Origin of the sequence: Burkholderia sp. Ac-20344 (genome assembly GCF_017104975.1) — a bacterium.
Lineage (GTDB): Bacteria > Pseudomonadota > Gammaproteobacteria > Burkholderiales > Burkholderiaceae > Burkholderia.
In genome coordinates, this window is sequence record NZ_JAAGPP010000013.1 from 45,159 (window position 1) to 62,653 (window position 17,495).

At 63.4% G+C, this 17,495-nt stretch carries 16 protein-coding genes; 9 read left to right on the forward strand and 7 right to left on the reverse strand.

The window, feature by feature from the left end:
• Positions 1-22: 22 nt before the first annotated feature.
• The 4 genes from G3N64_RS06755 (at position 23) to G3N64_RS06770 (ending at position 5,139) form a co-directional block, all read left to right on the forward strand.
• Positions 23-1,501: an amidase gene (locus tag G3N64_RS06755; RefSeq protein ID WP_205782982.1), complete on the forward strand. Its 1,479-nt coding sequence runs from the start codon at positions 23-25 to the stop codon at positions 1,499-1,501.
• A 117-nt stretch (positions 1,502-1,618) separates the two neighbouring features.
• Positions 1,619-2,821: a porin gene (locus G3N64_RS06760; protein WP_205782983.1), complete on the forward strand. Its 1,203-nt coding sequence runs from the start codon at positions 1,619-1,621 to the stop codon at positions 2,819-2,821.
• A 356-nt stretch (positions 2,822-3,177) separates the two neighbouring features.
• A complete protein-coding gene (gene ltrA / locus G3N64_RS06765; protein WP_205782984.1) occupies positions 3,178-4,656 on the forward strand; it encodes a group II intron reverse transcriptase/maturase in 1,479 nt (492 codons plus the stop codon).
• 198 nt (positions 4,657-4,854) lie between these two features.
• Positions 4,855-5,139: a PAAR domain-containing protein gene (locus G3N64_RS06770; protein WP_059495397.1), complete on the forward strand. Its 285-nt coding sequence runs from the start codon at positions 4,855-4,857 to the stop codon at positions 5,137-5,139.
• Positions 5,140-5,197: 58 nt separating this feature from the next.
• On the opposite strand, the gene G3N64_RS06775 is transcribed toward G3N64_RS06770, so the two are convergent.
• Entirely contained in the window at positions 5,198-5,509 is a 312-nt protein-coding gene (locus G3N64_RS06775) for a cupin domain-containing protein (RefSeq protein WP_205782985.1), read from the reverse strand.
• A gap of 67 nt (positions 5,510-5,576) precedes the next feature.
• On the reverse strand, positions 5,577-6,260 hold the full coding sequence (locus tag G3N64_RS06780) for a DJ-1/PfpI family protein (RefSeq protein ID WP_205782986.1): 684 nt from the start codon (positions 6,258-6,260) through the stop codon (positions 5,577-5,579).
• Between the two features lie 116 nt (positions 6,261-6,376).
• On the opposite strand from G3N64_RS06780, the gene G3N64_RS06785 reads away from it, so the two are divergent.
• From G3N64_RS06785 to G3N64_RS06800, 4 genes are all read left to right on the forward strand, one after another.
• Entirely contained in the window at positions 6,377-7,348 is a 972-nt protein-coding gene (locus G3N64_RS06785; protein WP_205782987.1) for a GlxA family transcriptional regulator, read from the forward strand.
• Positions 7,349-7,529: 181 nt separating this feature from the next.
• Complete coding sequence (locus tag G3N64_RS06790) at positions 7,530-8,504, forward strand: LysR family transcriptional regulator (RefSeq protein WP_205782988.1); 975 nt, start codon at positions 7,530-7,532, stop codon at positions 8,502-8,504.
• 383 nt (positions 8,505-8,887) lie between these two features.
• The gene (locus G3N64_RS06795) at positions 8,888-9,547 is read left to right on the forward strand and encodes a hypothetical protein (RefSeq protein WP_205782990.1); all 660 of its coding nucleotides are present in this window, start codon (positions 8,888-8,890) and stop codon (positions 9,545-9,547) included.
• 43 nt (positions 9,548-9,590) lie between these two features.
• The gene (locus tag G3N64_RS06800; protein WP_205782992.1) at positions 9,591-10,082 is read left to right on the forward strand and encodes a DUF1566 domain-containing protein; all 492 of its coding nucleotides are present in this window, start codon (positions 9,591-9,593) and stop codon (positions 10,080-10,082) included.
• A gap of 591 nt (positions 10,083-10,673) precedes the next feature.
• On the opposite strand, the gene G3N64_RS06805 is transcribed toward G3N64_RS06800, so the two are convergent.
• The 5 genes from G3N64_RS06805 to G3N64_RS06825 all read right to left on the reverse strand — a co-directional run bounded on the left by G3N64_RS06805 (position 10,674) and on the right by G3N64_RS06825 (position 16,686).
• A complete protein-coding gene (locus tag G3N64_RS06805) occupies positions 10,674-11,012 on the reverse strand; it encodes a DUF2623 domain-containing protein (protein ID WP_205782994.1) in 339 nt (112 codons plus the stop codon).
• 3 nt (positions 11,013-11,015) lie between these two features.
• Positions 11,016-12,068, reverse strand: coding sequence for a hypothetical protein (locus G3N64_RS06810; protein WP_205782996.1), 1,053 nt, complete (start codon positions 12,066-12,068; stop codon positions 11,016-11,018).
• Positions 12,069-12,777: 709 nt separating this feature from the next.
• Positions 12,778-14,835 (reverse strand): hypothetical protein, encoded by a 2,058-nt coding sequence (locus G3N64_RS06815; RefSeq protein ID WP_205782998.1) that lies wholly within the window; start codon positions 14,833-14,835, stop codon positions 12,778-12,780.
• Positions 14,836-15,366: 531 nt separating this feature from the next.
• Entirely contained in the window at positions 15,367-15,708 is a 342-nt protein-coding gene (locus tag G3N64_RS06820; protein ID WP_046196282.1) for a helix-turn-helix transcriptional regulator, read from the reverse strand.
• Positions 15,709-16,416: 708 nt separating this feature from the next.
• Positions 16,417-16,686 (reverse strand): hypothetical protein, encoded by a 270-nt coding sequence (locus G3N64_RS06825; protein ID WP_165935654.1) that lies wholly within the window; start codon positions 16,684-16,686, stop codon positions 16,417-16,419.
• Here G3N64_RS06825 and G3N64_RS39650 point away from each other — a divergent pair.
• On the forward strand, positions 16,631-17,047 hold the full coding sequence (locus G3N64_RS39650; RefSeq protein ID WP_241020816.1) for a DUF6088 family protein: 417 nt from the start codon (positions 16,631-16,633) through the stop codon (positions 17,045-17,047). The two genes, G3N64_RS06825 and G3N64_RS39650, sit on opposite strands and share 56 nt — an antisense overlap.
• Positions 17,048-17,495: the final 448 nt, after the last annotated feature.

Consider the following 17,495-nt stretch of genomic DNA (forward strand, 5'->3'; position numbering starts at 1 on the left):
TTCTGCCTTCGTCCGGAACCGTATGACCGCCACCGCTTCGTTTTCGTTTTCGTCCCAGTCCGTCGACGCCACGGCCGGCGAACTGTGCGACTTGTCCGCCTGCACGATGCTCGACCTGCTGAAGACGCGGGAGATCGGCGCATGCGACCTGCTCGACGCGCATCTCGCGCGGATCGCGACGGTCAACCCGCGCGTGAACGCGCTCGTGACCGTCGTCGATCCCGACCTGCTGCGCGCCCGTGCGCGCGACATCGATGCACGCTGGATGCGCGGTGAATGGCAGGGGCCGCTGCACGGGCTGCCGGTGTCGCAGAAGGATCTCACCGCGACACGCGGCGTGCGTACCACGTACGGATCGCGTTTGTTCGCCGATCACGTGCCGCAGCACGACGCGCTCGTCGTGCGCCGTTGCGCGAGCGCTGGTGCGCTGATGATCGGCAAGTCGAACACGCCCGAGTTGGGCGCCGGGTCGCATACGTTCAACGACGTGTTCGGCGCGACGCGCAACCCGTGGGACCTGGCCCGCTCCGCGGGCGGCAGCAGCGGCGGTGCGGCCGTCTCGCTCGCGTGCGGGATGAATCCGCTTGCGTGCGGCAGCGACATGGGTGGCTCGCTGCGCAATCCGGCCGCATGGAACAACGTCGTCGGATTGCGGCCGTCGCCGGGCCGCGTGCCGCGCGCGCCGGACCTGAATGGCTGGACGACACTCGGTGTCGACGGGCCGATGGCGCGCGACGTGGCCGACACTGCGCTGCTGCTGTCCGCGATCGCCGGGCCGAGCGGCGAGACCGCGACCGAACTCGCTGAACCGGGTGCACGCTTCGCGCAGCCGCTCGAACGCGACTTCCGCGGCACGCGCATCGCGATGTCGCGCGGCCTGCCCGGCGTGCCGATCGATCCGGAGATCGCGCGTGCGGTGGACGCGCAGGCGCGCGTGTTCGCCGCGCTCGGCTGCGAAGTCGAATTCGACGATCCCGATCTGTCGGAGGCCGAGGACGTGTTCCGCATCGAACGTGCGTGGATGATCGGCACGCTGGTCGACGGGCTGGACGACGCGCAGCGCGCGGTGCTGAAGCCCGAGATTCACGACGAATACCGGCTGCATCGCTCGCTGACGGCCGCCGATCTCGGCCGCATGTTCATGCGCAAGACGCGCCTGTTCGAGCGAATGCGCGCGTTCATGCAGCGCTATGCGTTCTATGTGCTGCCGACCACGCAAGTGATGCCGTTCGACGTCGACCTGCGCTCGCCCGCGCACGTGCCGGGTGCCGCCAGCACCTCGTACATCGACTGGATGCGCGTGTGCTGGTACCTGTCGTCGACCGAGGCGCCGATCCTGTCGGTGCCGTGCGGCTTCGGTGCAGCCGGCCTGCCGATCGGCATGCAGGTTGTCGGCCGCTACCGCGACGACTGGGGCGTGCTGCAGTTCGGCCACGCATACGAAGTCGCGGCCGGCCGCCGCTGGGCGCCGCCAGCCGTCGTCGCCGACACGATGCGCTGACCGCCTTTCCCGCCTTACATCCAACCGGTTCCGGTTCGCACCGGAGCAGGCCGCGCGCCTGCGGGGGACGCGCACGCCTGCGTTTTGCCAATCGACCCGCGCAATGGAGACCTTCCGATGAAACAACGGCTGTTGGCAGGCGCGGGCGTCGCGCTGATCGCGGGTGCGGCGCACGCACAGAGCAGCGTGACGCTGTACGGCATTGTCGACGAGGGGCTGACCTACACGAGCAACCTCGCGGTGGCCGGCCCGAACGGCACGGTGAGCGGCAAGCCAGCGTGGCGGATGCTGGGCGGCGTGCAGCAGGCGAGCCGCTGGGGGCTGCGCGGCGTCGAGGATCTCGGCGGCGGGATGACGGCCATCTTCACGCTGGAGAACGGCTTCGACCCGAGCACGGGCAAGCTCGGGCAGGGTGGGCTGATCTTCGGCAAGAAGGCGTTCGTCGGACTGTCCGGGCCGTTCGGCACCGTCACGCTCGGGCGCCAGTACGACACCAACGTCGACTTCCTCGGGCCGCTCGAGGCAGCCGCGCTGTTCGGCGGCTACATGGTTGCGCACCCCGGCGACCTCGACAACGTGAACAACGCGAACTCGACCAACAACGCGATCAAGTTCACGAGCAACGACTACGGCGGGTTCCGCTTCGCGGCGATGATCGGCGTGGGCGGCATCGCGGGCGCGGCGACGCGCAACCAGGTGTGGTCGACGACGGCCGGCTACACGCGCGGGCCGCTCGTGGTCGCGGCCGGCTACCTGAACGCGCGCAACCCGAACGCGTCGTTCTTCGGCACGACGGGCAGCCCGGCACCGGTCACGGGTGGCGTGCCGGGCAACAACACGCTGTCGCCGGTGTATTCAGGCTATGCATCTGCGCGCACGCTGCAGGTCGCGGCGGCGGGCGGCACCTATGCGATCGGCGCGGTCACGCTCGGCGCGATGTATACGAACACGTCGTTCCGCCGGCTCGGCGACCTGTCGTCCGGGCCGAATCCCGGCGGTGTGTCCGGCAATGCGGTGTTCAACAACGTCGAGGCCAGCGTGCGCTACGCGTTCGCGCCCTACCTGTTCGGCGGCGTCGCGTACGACTACACGCGCGGCGGCGGCGTGAACGGCCGCGACGGCGCGACGTACCATCAGGTCGCGGCGGGGCTCGACTACTTCCTGTCGAAGCGTACCGACGTGTACCTGACCGCCGTCTACCAGCGCGCGTCGGGTACCGACTCGACCGGACGCCGGGCGGTCGCCGCGATCAACGGGCCCGGCGCATCGGCGAACGACCGGCAGGTCCAGGCGCGCGTGGGTCTGCGGCACAAGTTCTGAGTGCGCCGGGAGACCGGCAAGGAGCAGGTGGTGCAAGTCCACTGCGATGAAGGCGTAGCGAACCACATTGGCCCCGAGCCGTGCGACGGCCGCCGCGAGGCGACCGGCGAAGCGTCGGTAGGGGAACGTGCGGGCCAGCCATTGAGCCGCGATAGTTGTGTTATTCCGGGTGCCGACGCGGTTCAGAACGCGGAAGGCAACACGAAGAGGTGCGCAAGCGCGAGTGCCTCGACGACCCGGCGTGGTCGGAGAACCTGGCACGTACGGACGCTCTTTGCGCGGGAACCGGGAGGTCTCTCGTTCGGCCAACTGCAGCACGGGTTGGTCCGCGTCGGGAAGGCGAGGAGCCGTAGCCGATGATGAACGGACGAGAGAAGTCAGACTCCGCCATAGTAGCGAGGAAGCCTGCGAACAACGCCGGGAAGCCGGCTGCGGAGTGGGTGGAGCCAAGGGCGGGGACCAAGAGGAACACGGGTCAGTCGCACACGTGCCGGGCGCAGAACCGGGCAAGCGTGTCACAGGGGCTGGACCGTGTACGGCAGGCTGCAAGGCAGCGGAAGAAGGAACGGTTCACCGCGCTGCTGCACCACGTCACGATCGATCGCCTCAGGGCGTCGTTCTTTGCGCTCAAACGCAATGCGGCCCCTGGGGTGGACGGTTTGACCTGGCGGTACTACGAGGCAGGACTGGAAGACCACCTCCAGCGCCTGCACGCGCGAGTACACAGTGGAGCGTACCGGGCACTACCCGTACGGCGACAGTACATACCGAAGCCGGATGGCAAACAGCGCCCGCTGGGGATTGCCGCGCTGGAAGACAAGATCGTCCAGCGCGCGGTGGTCGAAGTGCTGAACGCGATCTACGAGGGGGACTTCCTCGGATTCTCGTACGGGTTCCGGCCCGGGCGCAGTCAGCACGATGCGTTGGACGCGTTGGCGACAGCGATCACCGGCACCCCGGTGAACTGGATTCTGGACACCGATCTCAAGAGCTTCTTTGATTCGGTCAGTCAGGAATGGCTGGTCCGTTTCATTGAGCACCGGATCGGCGACCAGCGCATCATCCGTCTTGTGCGTAAGTGGCTCAAGGCGGGCGTGCTGGAAGACGGAGAGCTAAGCGTGAGTGAGACAGGTACTCCGCAGGGATCAGTGGCCTCGCCACTGTTCGCGAACGTGTACCTACACTACGTCTTCGATCTCTGGGCCAATCGTTGGCGACGGCGGGAAGCCAAGGGCAACGTCATCATTCTGCGATACGCAGATGATGTCGTGGTCGGCTTCGAGCACGAAGCCGACGCACGGCGCTTCTGGGATGCGATGCGTTCGAGGCTGGAGGAGTTCGCGCTTGCGCTTCACCCGGACAAGACGAGGCTGCTGGAGTTTGGTCGCTATGCAGCGGCAAATCGCCAACACCGCGGTCTTGGTCGGCCGGAGACCTTCGCCTTTCTAGGCTTCATCTTTATCTGCGGCAGATCGCGCCGTGGTGCCTTCCAGCTTCAGCGGAAGACCCGAGGCGATCGCATGCGGGCGAAGCTCAGGGGGATCAAGGAGGAACTACGGCGGCGTATGCATGAACCGATCCCAGTGCAAGGGAAATGGCTTGGGCAGGTGGTGCGCGGCTACTTCGCGTACCACGCGGTACCGACGAACTCGCGCGCACTTGGCGCGTTCCGTTACCACGTCGTGGATCTCTGGCGACGGGCGCTTCGACGCCGTAGCCAGAAGGATCACATGACGTGGACACGGGTCGAGCGGATCGCGGATGCCTGGCTACCCCAACCTCGAATCCTTCATCCGTGGCCCGACCGGCGCTTTGCCGTCAAACACTCAAGGTAGGAGCCCGGTGCCCGAATTGGGCACGCCGGGATCTGTGCGGGGGGTGTCCAGTAATGGGCATTCCTACCGCGATCGGAGGCGGCTGCGACGAGCGGTGATATGCTCGCGGAACGCCCGCGACCGACGGGCGGATTCCGATTGCCCGCGCGCGGCCATGCTGCCGCGTTGCGCGGCATCTCCGAGGGAAGAACCGACAACATGAGCCGCAAATTCATTCTGAAGGGCGACACGACCGACCATGGCGGCGTCGTGCTCGAAGGGATCGCCAATTCGTCGTTCGACGGACGCGAACTCGCCTATCTCGGCGCGTCGGTGTTCTGCGCCGCCTGCAAGTCGCCGGGCGTGATCGTGTCCGACGGCGGCGAGCGGACGATGACCGTGATGGGCAAGGTCGTCGCGCTCGAACACGACCTGTGCCAGTGCCTGTGCACGCCGCAGCCGAAGCTGATCGCGTCGCAGGCCACGGGGACGATCACCGGATGAAGCCCGCCGCGCGGATGCGATTGCGATCCGCGCGGCATCGGCGCACGGCCACCGGCCGTCAGACGCTGCCTTCGGTTTCGATCACGAGGATGCGTGCTTCGCCGAGCGGATGCGCGACGTGCTCGGTGCCGGCCGCCGCGTGGAATACGTCGCCCGTTTCGAGCACCGTCGCGTGCTCGACGCCTGCTTCGCGATAACGCATCTCGACGCGACCGTCGAGCACCGCGAACACTTCCTCGCCGTCGTTCACGTGCCATCGATACGGCTGGTCGGTCCAGTGCAGGCGGACCGTGATGCCGTTCAGGTTCGCGATGTCGAGGGCGCCCCACGCGCGGTCCGCGGTGAACGCGGCGCTGCGGATGATGTTCATCGATGTGTTCTCCGGCACGAATGCGCGCCGTCTTCCCGTATTCGAGTCAATTTTCGGGCGCTCCCATTCAGCGCGACATCGCGCGCAGCGCCTGTTCGATCGTCTCCTTGCGCTTCGCGAAGCCGGCCGCCGACCGTTCGGTGACGCGCTTCACGACCGCAGCCGGCGCGGTGTCGGGCGAACCGGCGTCGAACGGCGGCGCGGGCGCATATTCGAGCTGCAGCTGGATCGCCTGCGCTTCTTCATCGCCGGCCAGTTCCGCGGCGATCGTCAGTGCGAAGTCGATGCCGGCCGTGACGCCGCCGCCCGTGATCAGGTTGCCGTCGCGCACCACGCGCTCGCGCACCGGCACCGCGCCGAGCGGCTCGAGCAGCGCGTGGAACCTCCAGTGCGTCGTCGCGCGCCGCCCGCGCAGCAGGCCGGCTACGCCCAGCAGCAGCGCGCCCGTGCAGACGGACGTCACGTAGCGCGCGGTGGACGCGCGCTGCTGCACGAACGCGATCGTGTCGGCGTCGAGCAGCAACGCGTTGATCCCGATTCCGCCCGGTATGCAGATCACGTCGAGCGGCGGGCAGTCGTCGAACGTGCAGGTCGGCGCGAGCGCGAGCCCGCTGCTCGACGCGACGGTGTCGCGCGACTTCCAGACCAGATGGACGGTTGCGTCGGGCAGCGACGCGAGCACGTCGTGCGGGCCGGTGAGATCGAGTTGCTGGACGCCCGGAAACACGAGAAAGCCGATATGCAGGGTCATGCGAAGACTCCGGTTGGAAGGGGGCGCACCGTTGCCGGCACGGGATGGACAGATCGATTCTAGGCGCGTAGTGTTTGGCGAAATTGCCATATCACCCACGTTTTCAGCCAATCGCCATGCCTGCCGCCCCGCGTTCGATCCTGATCCTCGCGTTTCCTCGTGCACAGCTGCTCGACGTGTCGGGGCCGCTGCAGGTGTTTGCGTCCGTCAACGAGCTTGCGCTGGAGCGCGGCGAGCCGGCGCCGTATGCGCCGCGCGTCATCGCGGCCGATGCGGGGCCCGTCGAGACGTCGTCGGGCCTGGTCGTGATGGCGGAATCGCTGCGCTCGGCTGCGCGCCATTCCGATACGCTGATCGTCGCCGGCGGCAAGGGCGTGCAGGCGGCATCCAGGGATGCGCGACTGGTGCGCTGGGTGCGGCAGCAGGCGGCCCGCACGCGGCGTGTGGCATCGGTCTGCACCGGCGCATTCCTGCTTGCCGAGGCCGGCCTGCTCGACGGGCGGCGTGCGGTCACGCACTGGGCGCGATGCGACGAATTCGCCGCGCGCTATCCGAACGTGCGCGTCGAATCCGACCCGATCTTCATCCGCGAAGGCGCACTGTGGACCTCGGCCGGCGTGACGGCCGGCATCGATCTCGCGCTCGCGCTGGTCGAGGAGGATCTCGGGCGGGCGACCGCACTCGACGTCGCGCGCGAACTCGTCGTGTTCCTGAAGCGTCCGGGCGGACAGGCGCAGTTCAGCACGATGCTGTCGATGCAGCGCACCGACGACCGGTTCGGCGAACTGCATGCGTGGATGGCCGAGCACCTGACGGCCGACCTGTCGGTGCCGGCGCTGGCCGAGCGCGTGCGCATGAGCGAGCGCAGCTTCGTGCGCCACTACCGCGCGGGAACCGGCCGCACGCCCGCGCGCGCGGTCGAGCAGATCCGCGTCGAGGCCGCGCAACGCCTGCTCGGCGAAACGGCATGGCCCGTCAAGCGGATCGCCGCGCGTTGCGGCTTCGGCTCGGAGGAGACGCTGCGACGCTGCTTCGTGCGCGTGCTGGGTGTGTCGCCGCAGGGGTATCGCGAGCGATTCGTGCGGTAACGCACTGCGGGCGGATGCGATCGGGGCTGGAACGATTGCCGGGCGGAACTGAACGGAAATCGATCGCTTTCGAGTCCGAAGCGCTGGAACTATTCAGGATCGGAGAACAATGGGCGGGGGCTTGTGCCGCGCCCGTCGCGCGCTCTATTCTGTTCCGTTGGCGATTCGAAGGGGGAGCAGCATGGACCGAATCCAGGCAATGGAAGTATTTACCCGCGTGGTCGACGCGAACAGCTTCACGCGTGCGGCCGACACGCTCGCGATGCCGCGTGCATCGGTGACGACCATCATCCAGAACCTCGAGGCGCTGCTCGGCGTGCGCCTGATGCACCGGACGACGCGCAGGCTGTCGCTGACGCCGGAAGGTGCGGCGTACTACGAGCATTGCATGAAGATCATCTCGGAGATCGCGGAGGCCGACGCGAGTTTCCAGACCGGCAACCGCAAGCCGAGCGGCGTGCTGCGCGTCCACATGCCGAGTTCGCTCGGGCGGCGCATCGTGCTGCCGTCGCTGTCGATTTTCCGGCAGCGTTACCCGGACATCACGCTCGAACTGGGGCTCTCCGACCGCTACGTGGATCCGGTCGAGGAGGGCATCGACTGCATGATCCGGGTCGGGCCGCTCGAGGATTCGTCGATGGTCGCGCGGCGGATCGGGATGCTGAAGCGCGTGACCTGCGCATCGCCCGATTACCTCGCACGTCACGGCGAGCCGCACGAGATTGCCGATCTCGCCGAACATCATGCGGTGAATTTTCGTGCGAGCCACGGCGCGCGGGCGATTCCGTGGGTGTTCATGATCGACGGCAAGCCGTTCGAGGTGCGGATGAACGGGAGCGTCACGGTCAACGATTCGGATGCCTACGTGACGTGTGGGGTCGAAGGGTTCGGGATGATCCAGCCGACGCTGTTCATGGTGCTGCCGCACCTGCTCGACGGCTCGCTGGTCGAGGTGCTGCCGGACTGCAATCCGAAGCCGAAGCCGATTTCGATCGTCTATCCGCACAACCGGCATCTGTCGCAGAAGGTGCGCGTGTTCGCCGACTGGATCGCGGAGGTGTTCGAGGCGACGCCGTCGCTGGAAGGCGGGGAGAACTGGCGGGGGCGGGTGGGGGCGGAGGCGGCGAAGCTCCAGAGAGGGGCGGTGGCAGCCTGACGCAGGCTATGTCGCGTCACGCTGCGCATCGGCGCGCCACGCCTGGCCGCCGTTTCGGTTGCCTCATCGAATGCCGTCGCCACGCGATCCGGCCGTGGATGGCCGAGTTCCTGACAGACCCGACAGTTATCTTTTGACCGACTGATTCGTTAAATTCACGCACCGGCTTTTCGCATCCGGCGGATAGCCCCGGCAGGGCGGATGTCGGTGTAAAAAAATGATTAATGATTAGCGGGGAAGCGATGTCGAGGCCCATGAGGATCGTCCGATGCCTGACGTACGTTACGTGCGCGTTGGCGCTCGGTGCGTGTTCGAGCGATTGCCGCGATCTGTTTGCCAGGAGTCATTCGACGCCGTGCACGGTTGCGTGGGGCGCGGCCATCGTGGCTGTCGCGCCCGTCGCACTGGTGTCCAACGCCATTGACGAGCACCGGCAGAATGCGCGTGAGGAAGAAACGTGGAAGCGGTGGAACGCGGGAGATCCACCGGTCGTTGCGCAATGCGTGGTGAACTGTCGAGTGCCGTTGCGCGTGACGCAATCAAAATCGGACGAGTACCAGCAGCTGTTCGCGCGTAGTCTCGACCAGATCATCGGATGGTGGGGCGAGCACCCGACACCCGGCCAGCTTCCGGTCGTGGCCGCTGCATACAAATACAAGGGATGGCGCCTGATGCGGTCGGATCCCGCCGCGGCTGAAGCGTATCTGCGCAAGGCGGCTGTCATGGTGGCCGAGCCGGAAATGGCCGAAGGCCTCAAATCGGATTATTTTCCGATCGGCGTGGTCCTGAACAATCAGTCGTACTACGTGGACATGGCGCAGGAAATCCAGGAAAGCCTGATGGTCCTGCGATTCAAGAAGGACGGCGCCAATGCCGACGATTTCAGGTGTCAGCCCATTGCCGCATGGCCACCGAGCTACTCGGTGAAACTGGATAAAGCTTGCGACGGCGCGTATCAGCAACTTTTCGATCCTGAGTTCAAGACGATTTCCTACCGATATCAGCGTATCGACAGCGTCTATGAACCGGTTCAGCAGAAGTGACCGGTTCGGGCGACGGTTGCGGGACCGGGAGGCGAGTAGCGATATGAAGAAGCGCCAGAACGACTGCCGGCTGCCGCATACGTCGGGTATCTGCCGCGCAAGGAAGCCAGAGGTCGCCAAATGGAGAGCCATCGGGATGCTCGTATTGCTGCTTGCCGGCACGACGTCATTTGCTTCTCCTCGCTTCGCCGGGTCCGCAAGCACATTGATCGACAACCGCTATCTGATTCAGGGCAATGGCGCGACGGTCAAGGACACCCGGACCGGCCTGACATGGATGCGATGCAGCGTCGGGCAGAAATGGGACGGGATGGACTGTCGAGGCGTGCCCGAGCGGCTTACGCTGGCCGAAGCCGGAAAACGCGTTGCCGAGGGCGACGTCGGAGCGGGACAGGCGCGATGGCGCTTGCCGACAGGTGACGAGTTGGCGGGCTTGCTGCTCTGCACCCATTCTCCGGAGGTGGTGCAGAAGGGGGGGTGCCGAAACGCCCGCCGGCAAGGCAGTATCGGAAGTCGCTTTTCCCGGCATACCTGACCGTCCGTACTGGAGCGCGTCGACCGGGGACGATGGTAGCCCGGTGAGCGTTCTGTTCGATATCTCCGGATCGATGTACGGTTTTTCGGACCCGCAAGACGGCCTGTTCGTGCGGCTCGTCGAGGTCGAGCGGTGATAGGGTGCCTGGAGCGTCCGATAATGGCCGGGCCGGATCGTCGCGAGGGAGCGGGCGGTGGTGTTTGATGCCAGCGGGAATGTTGCGACAGGAAGGCACTGAAGCGTGACGCAAAGAAAAAAGCCGCTGTTTCTTTCGAAACAGCGGCTTTTCGCATTTGGTGGCGAATCAGGGATTCGCGACGATTGTCGTCAGAGCCCTGCTCCGCCTCGTTTTGCAGCCGCTACACGTTTTCAAGATAGCAGGCGAGGGTAACAGTTCCAAGCTCCAATTCCCTTCCAATCGGCCGCAGCACACTCGCTTACAGTTCACGTACGGCGCAAGCTCGGCAGCAAACACCACCTCATCGTCGACGCGCAAGGCATCCCGCTCGCAGTCCAAAACGAAAAACGCCCCGTTTGGAACGGGGCGTCTGAATTCAGCCTGTCACGCTGTCGACCGTGAGCCGGCTCGTCTTATGCAAGGTCGTCTTCTTCAGACTCGTCGTCGTCCGGGTCACCGGGCTCATACGCTTCTTCGACGATACCGCATAGGTCGTCCGGTAGCTCCAATTGCTCGAGCAAAACGTCCAGCGGAACGTTGTATCGCGGGCCCAGGTCGGCTGCCATCACCGCAGCGGCCATCGGGCTTGCCCGGCGAATCGACTCGGCAGTGCTGTGGCCCACAACGAAGCCCAGCCGGTAGTCGGGCTCGAAGAACGACATATCATAGTCTGACGGCTCTACGTCCGCCTGCATGCCTGCCTCGTAGCCGGCGTCCAGTGCGGATTGTGGTTTTTGAGATTTCGTCGCCATGATTTACGCCCCCGGTGCGAATTGTGCCGTGTTCGGGTTGTATCCCGCGATGATAGCCATGTGAAAGTACGCGAGCGAACGCTCCTCGTCTGGCTCGACCACGCCCGAATAGATGTCCGCCTTGGCATCAAAACGCGTTTTTGCGTAGAACAAGCAAGCGTTATAGGCTGACTCTCCGTCTCCAAGGTGCGCCGCGCGTTCGCACATCTTCAGCGCGAGGGGCAGGTCGCGCGCGCCGACCTCTCCACCTGCGGCCAGTCCCGCGACCAGCTTGCAGTACTCGATTGTCGCCGCGTCGGTTGTGAACGTATCGATGTCGACCGACCGGAGGAGCGCCCATGCGCGCTTCGGCGCCTGCTCGCATCCCCAGCCGTAGGTCAGCGCCTTCGCGAGCGACACGCGTGGATAGTCAAAGCCGCTGCCCTCGAACGCCTCCAGAATGCGAACGCCAATCGCCGCATCCGGATGCTCGCGCAAATTGACGAGTCGCACGGCGACGATACCCGCGTCGGCCTGGATAAGGGCTGCGCGCCGCGGGTCGCGGCTGAAGTACACGTTGTCGAGAATCAGTTCGACCTGCTGCGCCTTCGGTACCTCGCGCGAGTAAATCAGGCGGTTGAGCAAAACAGCGCACAGGCGCTCGGAACCCGTGTAGCCGTTGTTGGCCTGGACTTCGTAGAAGCGCGCCACGTCGAGTTGCGGACGACGCGCCGACGGCTGCCAATTGCGCAGTAGCGTCGCGGCGGCGCCACGTTCAAGCGGCACACCTTGCTTCGCGAAGAACTCAATCGCGCGTTGAACCTGCTCTTCACGTCGAGCACGGAACACCTCCGGACCGCACTCCTCGTCGAGCGGTGAGGCGGCTTCCGGCGTGTCAGAAACATTGACGAGGCCGTGCCACGATGCCGACGCGCCGCACAGCACGTAGGCGGTCAGGTCCTTGTGGGGAAATTTTTGCTTGCCGGATGCTGGAAGCACATCCGCCAGTAGTTTCTCGACGTCCCGTGCGGCGCGCTTAGGAATCGAGTCGGTAGCGAAAATCATAAGATGGGTCATGAGCGTTGTCCTGTTTTCTGGCGCAAACAAATACGGCTCGACGCAAGGCGTGAGACCGTCCGAAAATCGGATTGACTTGAAAAAATCCGAACTGCCCGGTTTGTTTGCGTTGCCGATAGGCCAAATGGACGCCCGCGAAAGCCCCGAGGGTGCTGCTTTCGCATCGCTCACGGAACGTACGCTTTGCCCGCGCAAAGTCTCGCCCGGCCGAGGCGTTGCCGCGGCAACTGTCGAGACGGAGAGGGGGGGCTGCGTAGTTCATGGCTTGAATTTATCGAAACGATTCAGAGGCGTCAAGCGGCCTCCGCAAAGCGCGCCTGACGGCCGGCGGCGCAGTCTGCTGAAAAATCACGGGGAAGAACGAGGTGGGGCAGTCCTCAGGGATGCAGGCGAGAGCCTGCGCACTTGGACCCAAATCCACGCCAATGCTCCGTCCGTAACTGGTCATGTGCAGGAGAGTTTTCTGGCACAAATTCAAAATGCATATGCGGCGACGGTACGGGCATCCGTGCGTCGAGAAGGGGAGTGGCCGCGACTGAGCTATTCGCACCTAATTGGATTTGGCCCGCGTAGGATGGCTGTGCTTGCGCTAGGGCAAGCGGCCGAAGGTTTTGCTGAGCACTGTGCATGGTCGATAGTCATCGCGACCGCGAAGTGGGGGCAGTGACCTTTGCCGCCCCCCATTCTTTGCAGCGACGCTATTCGGTTCTTACTTGTGCGACTCGCCGAGTTCACGCATAGCCTGCGCCACGCCAGCGTGAAGCACGCGCAACCCGTCATCTACCTTCAGGTGCGCATAGTTCTCCATCACTGTCTCGAGTGTATCGTGCAAGAGTTGAGCGACTGTCAGATAGTCTTGCGGGTGGCGCTTGAGGTGGTCGGTCGCAATAATATGGCGAAATGTATGCGGTCCGAACCCATCTCCTTCCGGCATGTATCGGGCTGTCACGACGATTACACGTTTGGCCAGACAGTCGGAAATCCAGTTTCCGGCCAACTCGATGTCCAGTGCTGCGTAGCCTGCCCCTCGGTTGGGACCTTCAACACGGGGCAAAAACAGAAAGTCAGTTTCCGCGTTAACAAGCGAGGGACGTGCTTCTGACAGGTAGCGGCGAATCCATGGCCACACGGTCGGCTCCACGGCGGCGTCGTATTCTTCGAAGGCCGCACCTTTTTCGTTCTTGAAGTCACTGGGGTCGAAGCGAAGTCGCCAGGAACCATCCGCTGTCTGATATAAGTTTGGTCGACTGCCACGGAAACGCATGATGCTGAATTGGGACACGCGTAGCGGATTGCTGATGAGCATCTTGCAAAGAAGGACATCACGAATCCAGACGGTGTAGTCTCGCTCATGAGTTTGGGGCGGCTCATCGGCTTCGAGGTCGCGCACCATTTTTACCAGGCGTTTAAGTGGGAACTCATCTCCCAATATGGTTGCGACGCGTTGGCTGCGCTTCCGTGCGTAGCGCACGGGTGAGTGAGCCGCGAGAGACTTTTCTAAGTTGAGCAGTTCACGATGCGCTTCTGCACAGTACGAGCGCCATGCGGTCTCGCGATTCAATTGAGTCGCAATGGTCAGCGCGCGTGCATCGCCAGCTGCGCACAGGTCATCGACAAACTCCGGGCGATGCCACAGAAACCCGGTCTCAGGGCGCAGGTGCGACCGCGCATTGTTAAGCAACGTGATGACACCATGGTGCGTGACATTGCCAGCCCGTGTACGCAGAAACTGCACATACGATTTCATATGCCCGGTTGACGTTAGCCATGCAAGGGAATCTGCATGTTCGCTGGGCACTGTACGTCCCCGAACGGTATGCGTTGTGATGAAGCCAAGGAAGGGAGCAAAGAAGGACCATTGCAATCCGGCGGTGGCGCATACTGTTCCGTCACACATGTTTGCCCATCCAATGCGGAAGCCTGTGTCTTCGACTGACTTCAATCGCCAAGTATTGCGTTTGGTCGCGCCATATCTGGTTACATCCGATTTGAAGCGAATCAGCTCCTCCCACTGAGACATGAGCCGTGCTGTTGGACGTAGCATCGGACAGGCTACCTTTGCGGCGCGTTTGGACTTTGCCGATGTGTCTGTCGATGCATCCATGAGCTCATTTTTCCGTCGCTCGTAACGTGCACGCCGTCGTGGCGGCAACCGGTTCGCCAAGCAATCAGGAGGCAATCCCAAAGCCGACTCTAGGCCGGGAATCCGCGCATAGCTCGTCTGGTGCTGGGGTGTTCCTTTGCCTTGGACCCACTGGCCCAGGACCTGCGGAAGAATGCAAGACTGCCGGCCAATCTGTGCGAGTGTTTCCCCGCTTCGGTCAATGGCATAAGCCAGTGCATCGCCGAAGACAGGTGGAAGCAAATCGTTGATGGAGAGCGCGTCGTACAACTGCTTCAGCTTCCGGATTTGTTCCTGACGGTCCTTCTGAGTTCGGGGCGCGAGTCGTGGCGCCATTTCATCTTCGAAGCGCCGAAAGCTTTTGGCGAAGCTGCATCCTAACTCCTCGCCCACGATGTCATCGGGCCTACGTTGGAACACCTGCATCCAGCCGTGCATCGCCGAAACGAAATTCGCGACGCGCTGACCGCCCCACCCGTCGGCGGTAAGATGCTTCCGGATGTGTTGCTCGAGCTCCTGGTAGGTGAGCTTGGCATGTCCTTGGGCAATGGAACCACTCGGGGCAATTGGATGGGCACCCGCGTCGTGTTGAATAGACGCGTTCACGGGGAGCGTCGCCTGGGAAATAACGGGTTCGTTAAGCATTTTTTAACGGCTGAAATCCGTGTCAGGCCGGCCACGCAAGGATGCTGGCGAACAAAGCCGTCACGGATTTGATTCGTAAAATGCAGGAGCACTGCCGTTATGTGTTTCGCAGCGTCCCGCGGCGCGCGGAGCGTTGCGACGTCCATCAGCGATGGCCAAGCGTCGCAGCGTTCCAAAGGCATATAGCGACGTTGGATGAACAGGCTGTTTTAGGCGAAAAGAGGGAGGAAGGGGAGAGCGGTTCAAGCCCTGCCCAACATGTGCGGATTCGGAGTCACGCACACAACGCGGATGGGCGTGGCCTGACAGATGGCCGCGCTCGGGAGGCCGGGCTCCTTGACCACGAGCTTTTGCGTTGGTGTCAGGGCGCCGTCGAGGCGTGGCTGTGAGCGTCATGGACGTCGTTCCGCGACCGAGTCGGTACAGCCATCCTGCGACGAGGCAGCACTCTTGGCTCTGCCACCACGAGTACGATTTTTTGAGCGGACGCGTTTAAGACACCGCGCCGGCATCAACCGGATAACCGAGGCGTTAAGTTTTCGGCTTATTGCGGTCGCCCGTGGTCTGGCCGCCTGCGTCGGTCTTCTTCTTGCGGCCGGTCTTGATGGATACAGGGCGCTCGGTAGGTTCTAGGAGCAGTTGAGACTCGTGAACGCCGAGCGCATTGGCGAGCGACACCAGAGTGTCCAGAGTTACGTTCGCCAAGCCCCGCTCAATCTGCCCGACGTGATTCCGGTGCAACCCCACGCGGTCAGCGAGCACCTCTTGCGAGATGCCCAGCTTCCCGCGTAACAATTTTAGATTCGCACCGAGCCGCAGCCGGGCAGCCTTTTGGTGAGGTGTTGTGGTGTCTTCCATATGCGACAGGAGCATCGCCCATCGCCAGCTGTGAATCTACCCTATTTAAAGTGGCAGTTTATAAACTGCCAATCTTTACATTGCATGTTTTCCGCTTTAGACTGGGCACCCATCGGCCACCCGGGTCGCAGAGAGCGCATGTCCTCCCTGCGCAGGGTTACCGACTTATAGGTGGCCCCGGGTTTGCTGCTGGTGCAGAACGTGTTTGGTGCCGACGCCTGCTAGGAATGGCGTGCAATCGTGTGACACCGAGACAGGCTGCCGTCAACGAGACGCGATGTAACAGGAGCAGTGGTGATGTTGGCTTATGTAGTAGAACCGGCGCGATTCAGGCAGGACGAGGATATCGCCATTGCCGTGTGCGTTGGCCGTTTCGGCTCAGACCTGCGATGGACGCAAGAGCTGTACACCCGGTGCATACAGCACAGCGGCGTTCCAGATATTTGGGCTGACGCATATCACGCTTTACACCGATATGAGAGCGCACAACTCATATCGGAGGACGGTCCCGTGATAGCAAATAGGCCTGTGCCGACTACACAACGGGGCCGCGTAGCGCATGTGACCTGCCTCGTGGAGCGGGAGCGAGCGTCTGTGCAAAATGCGGCCGGTCGGTTCACAGTATCTGTTGACTCGGTAGGGCGAGTACGTGGGGAGGCTGTTGCCACTGGCCAGCGGGTGGTAAAAATCGCGCGAATGCGCGTGGACCCATCTCATTCTGCTTCAGAAATCGGCCTTGCTGTGCTGCTCCATCTGGCTAGTAGAGACCATCAACCCGCGGTCGCGGACATCATGCTCCGTATGCGGCGGGGAGACCCGCTTTGAAGCGTCGCTCGTTTGGTACTGGTCGCGTTCTGCGGGATGCAAGTCGACGCAGCAATCGGGAGACTTCTTTGCGATTGGCTTCATCCGGCAATGTGCCGGGCTACTGGCGAAGATGACACTGGAAACTCGTGTCGTGCGCTCCATCCGCCGGCGCAAGAGCGTCGTCATTCTTCGCTCGGAGGTGTCGGGACTGGGAAGCCAATCGCAGCTGACCCGTGTGCTAGCCAAGCTGGTCGCGACTGGACAACTGATACGAGTAGGCCATGGCATATATGCCAAAACTCGCATAAATCGATATACAGGCCGTCCCGCGCCGGCCGCAACGTTCGAGTCAATAGCTGCGGAGGCTTTCAAAAAGCTGGGCATTTCCGTCGGTCCGGGGGCGTTAGCCAGGGAGTACAACTCTGGCAGGTCCACGCAGATACCGATGGTGGCAGTCGTCACCACTGGCCGACGACGTATAACCCGGAGGATTCAGGTGGGTAGCAGGAGAGTCGTCTATGAGCGCGTTGGCAAGGACACGCGGTGAGGCAAATCTACAGACATGAGGACAGGCGATGAGCGAAGCTCTTGATTTGTCGCCAGGCGCGCCTTTGCTGAGGACAAATGTCGCCGTGTACCTGGGTGACTGTACTGGCGCCACTTTGCCCGTGGTGTGCGATGGCAGCTCCATCGAATCGCGCGGGTCAACGTGGCATCGCGCGTCACTGGCTCTTGCCTGCCCAACGCCACGTGGCCCATATCCGGTGTGCGAGCGCTTCACTGTTTTCGTTTACGAGACTTGCGATTATGCATTCACGCGCCCGAGCGCGGTGGTTGCTTTTCGAATCGATGTTCGATGCGAGGGCAGGTTGATATACGCCAGCGTTCGAAGTGCTCAGTCCAGTGCTGACCTTCCGCCAATCCCGTATCTGATTGGTGATGATGTGGTCACCACGGTTCGACGCCTGTTCCAGACTACGTCCTGGCCTTGATGC

Excerpts from the sequence above, each read along its gene's own strand:
- G3N64_RS06755 (WP_205782982.1), top strand. The coding sequence starts at position 23 with ATGACCGCCACCGCTTCGTTTTCGTTTTCGTCCCAGTCCGTCGACGCC.
- G3N64_RS06780 (WP_205782986.1), bottom strand. The coding sequence starts at position 6,260 with ATGACCCTGCATATCGGCTTTCTCGTGTTTCCGGGCGTCCAGCAACTC.
- ltrA (WP_205782984.1), top strand. The coding sequence starts at position 3,178 with ATGATGAACGGACGAGAGAAGTCAGACTCCGCCATAGTAGCGAGGAAG.
- G3N64_RS06785 (WP_205782987.1), top strand. The coding sequence starts at position 6,377 with ATGCCTGCCGCCCCGCGTTCGATCCTGATCCTCGCGTTTCCTCGTGCA.
- G3N64_RS06800 (WP_205782992.1), top strand. The coding sequence starts at position 9,591 with ATGAAGAAGCGCCAGAACGACTGCCGGCTGCCGCATACGTCGGGTATC.
- G3N64_RS06805 (WP_205782994.1), bottom strand. The coding sequence starts at position 11,012 with ATGGCGACGAAATCTCAAAAACCACAATCCGCACTGGACGCCGGCTAC.
- G3N64_RS06815 (WP_205782998.1), bottom strand. The coding sequence starts at position 14,835 with ATGCTTAACGAACCCGTTATTTCCCAGGCGACGCTCCCCGTGAACGCG.
- G3N64_RS39650 (WP_241020816.1), top strand. The coding sequence starts at position 16,631 with ATGACACTGGAAACTCGTGTCGTGCGCTCCATCCGCCGGCGCAAGAGC.
- G3N64_RS06825 (WP_165935654.1), bottom strand. The coding sequence starts at position 16,686 with ATGACGACGCTCTTGCGCCGGCGGATGGAGCGCACGACACGAGTTTCC.
- G3N64_RS06820 (WP_046196282.1), bottom strand. The coding sequence starts at position 15,708 with ATGCTCCTGTCGCATATGGAAGACACCACAACACCTCACCAAAAGGCT.
- G3N64_RS06810 (WP_205782996.1), bottom strand. The coding sequence starts at position 12,068 with ATGACCCATCTTATGATTTTCGCTACCGACTCGATTCCTAAGCGCGCC.
- G3N64_RS06770 (WP_059495397.1), top strand. The coding sequence starts at position 4,855 with ATGAGCCGCAAATTCATTCTGAAGGGCGACACGACCGACCATGGCGGC.
- G3N64_RS06790 (WP_205782988.1), top strand. The coding sequence starts at position 7,530 with ATGGACCGAATCCAGGCAATGGAAGTATTTACCCGCGTGGTCGACGCG.
- G3N64_RS06775 (WP_205782985.1), bottom strand. The coding sequence starts at position 5,509 with ATGAACATCATCCGCAGCGCCGCGTTCACCGCGGACCGCGCGTGGGGC.
- G3N64_RS06760 (WP_205782983.1), top strand. The coding sequence starts at position 1,619 with ATGAAACAACGGCTGTTGGCAGGCGCGGGCGTCGCGCTGATCGCGGGT.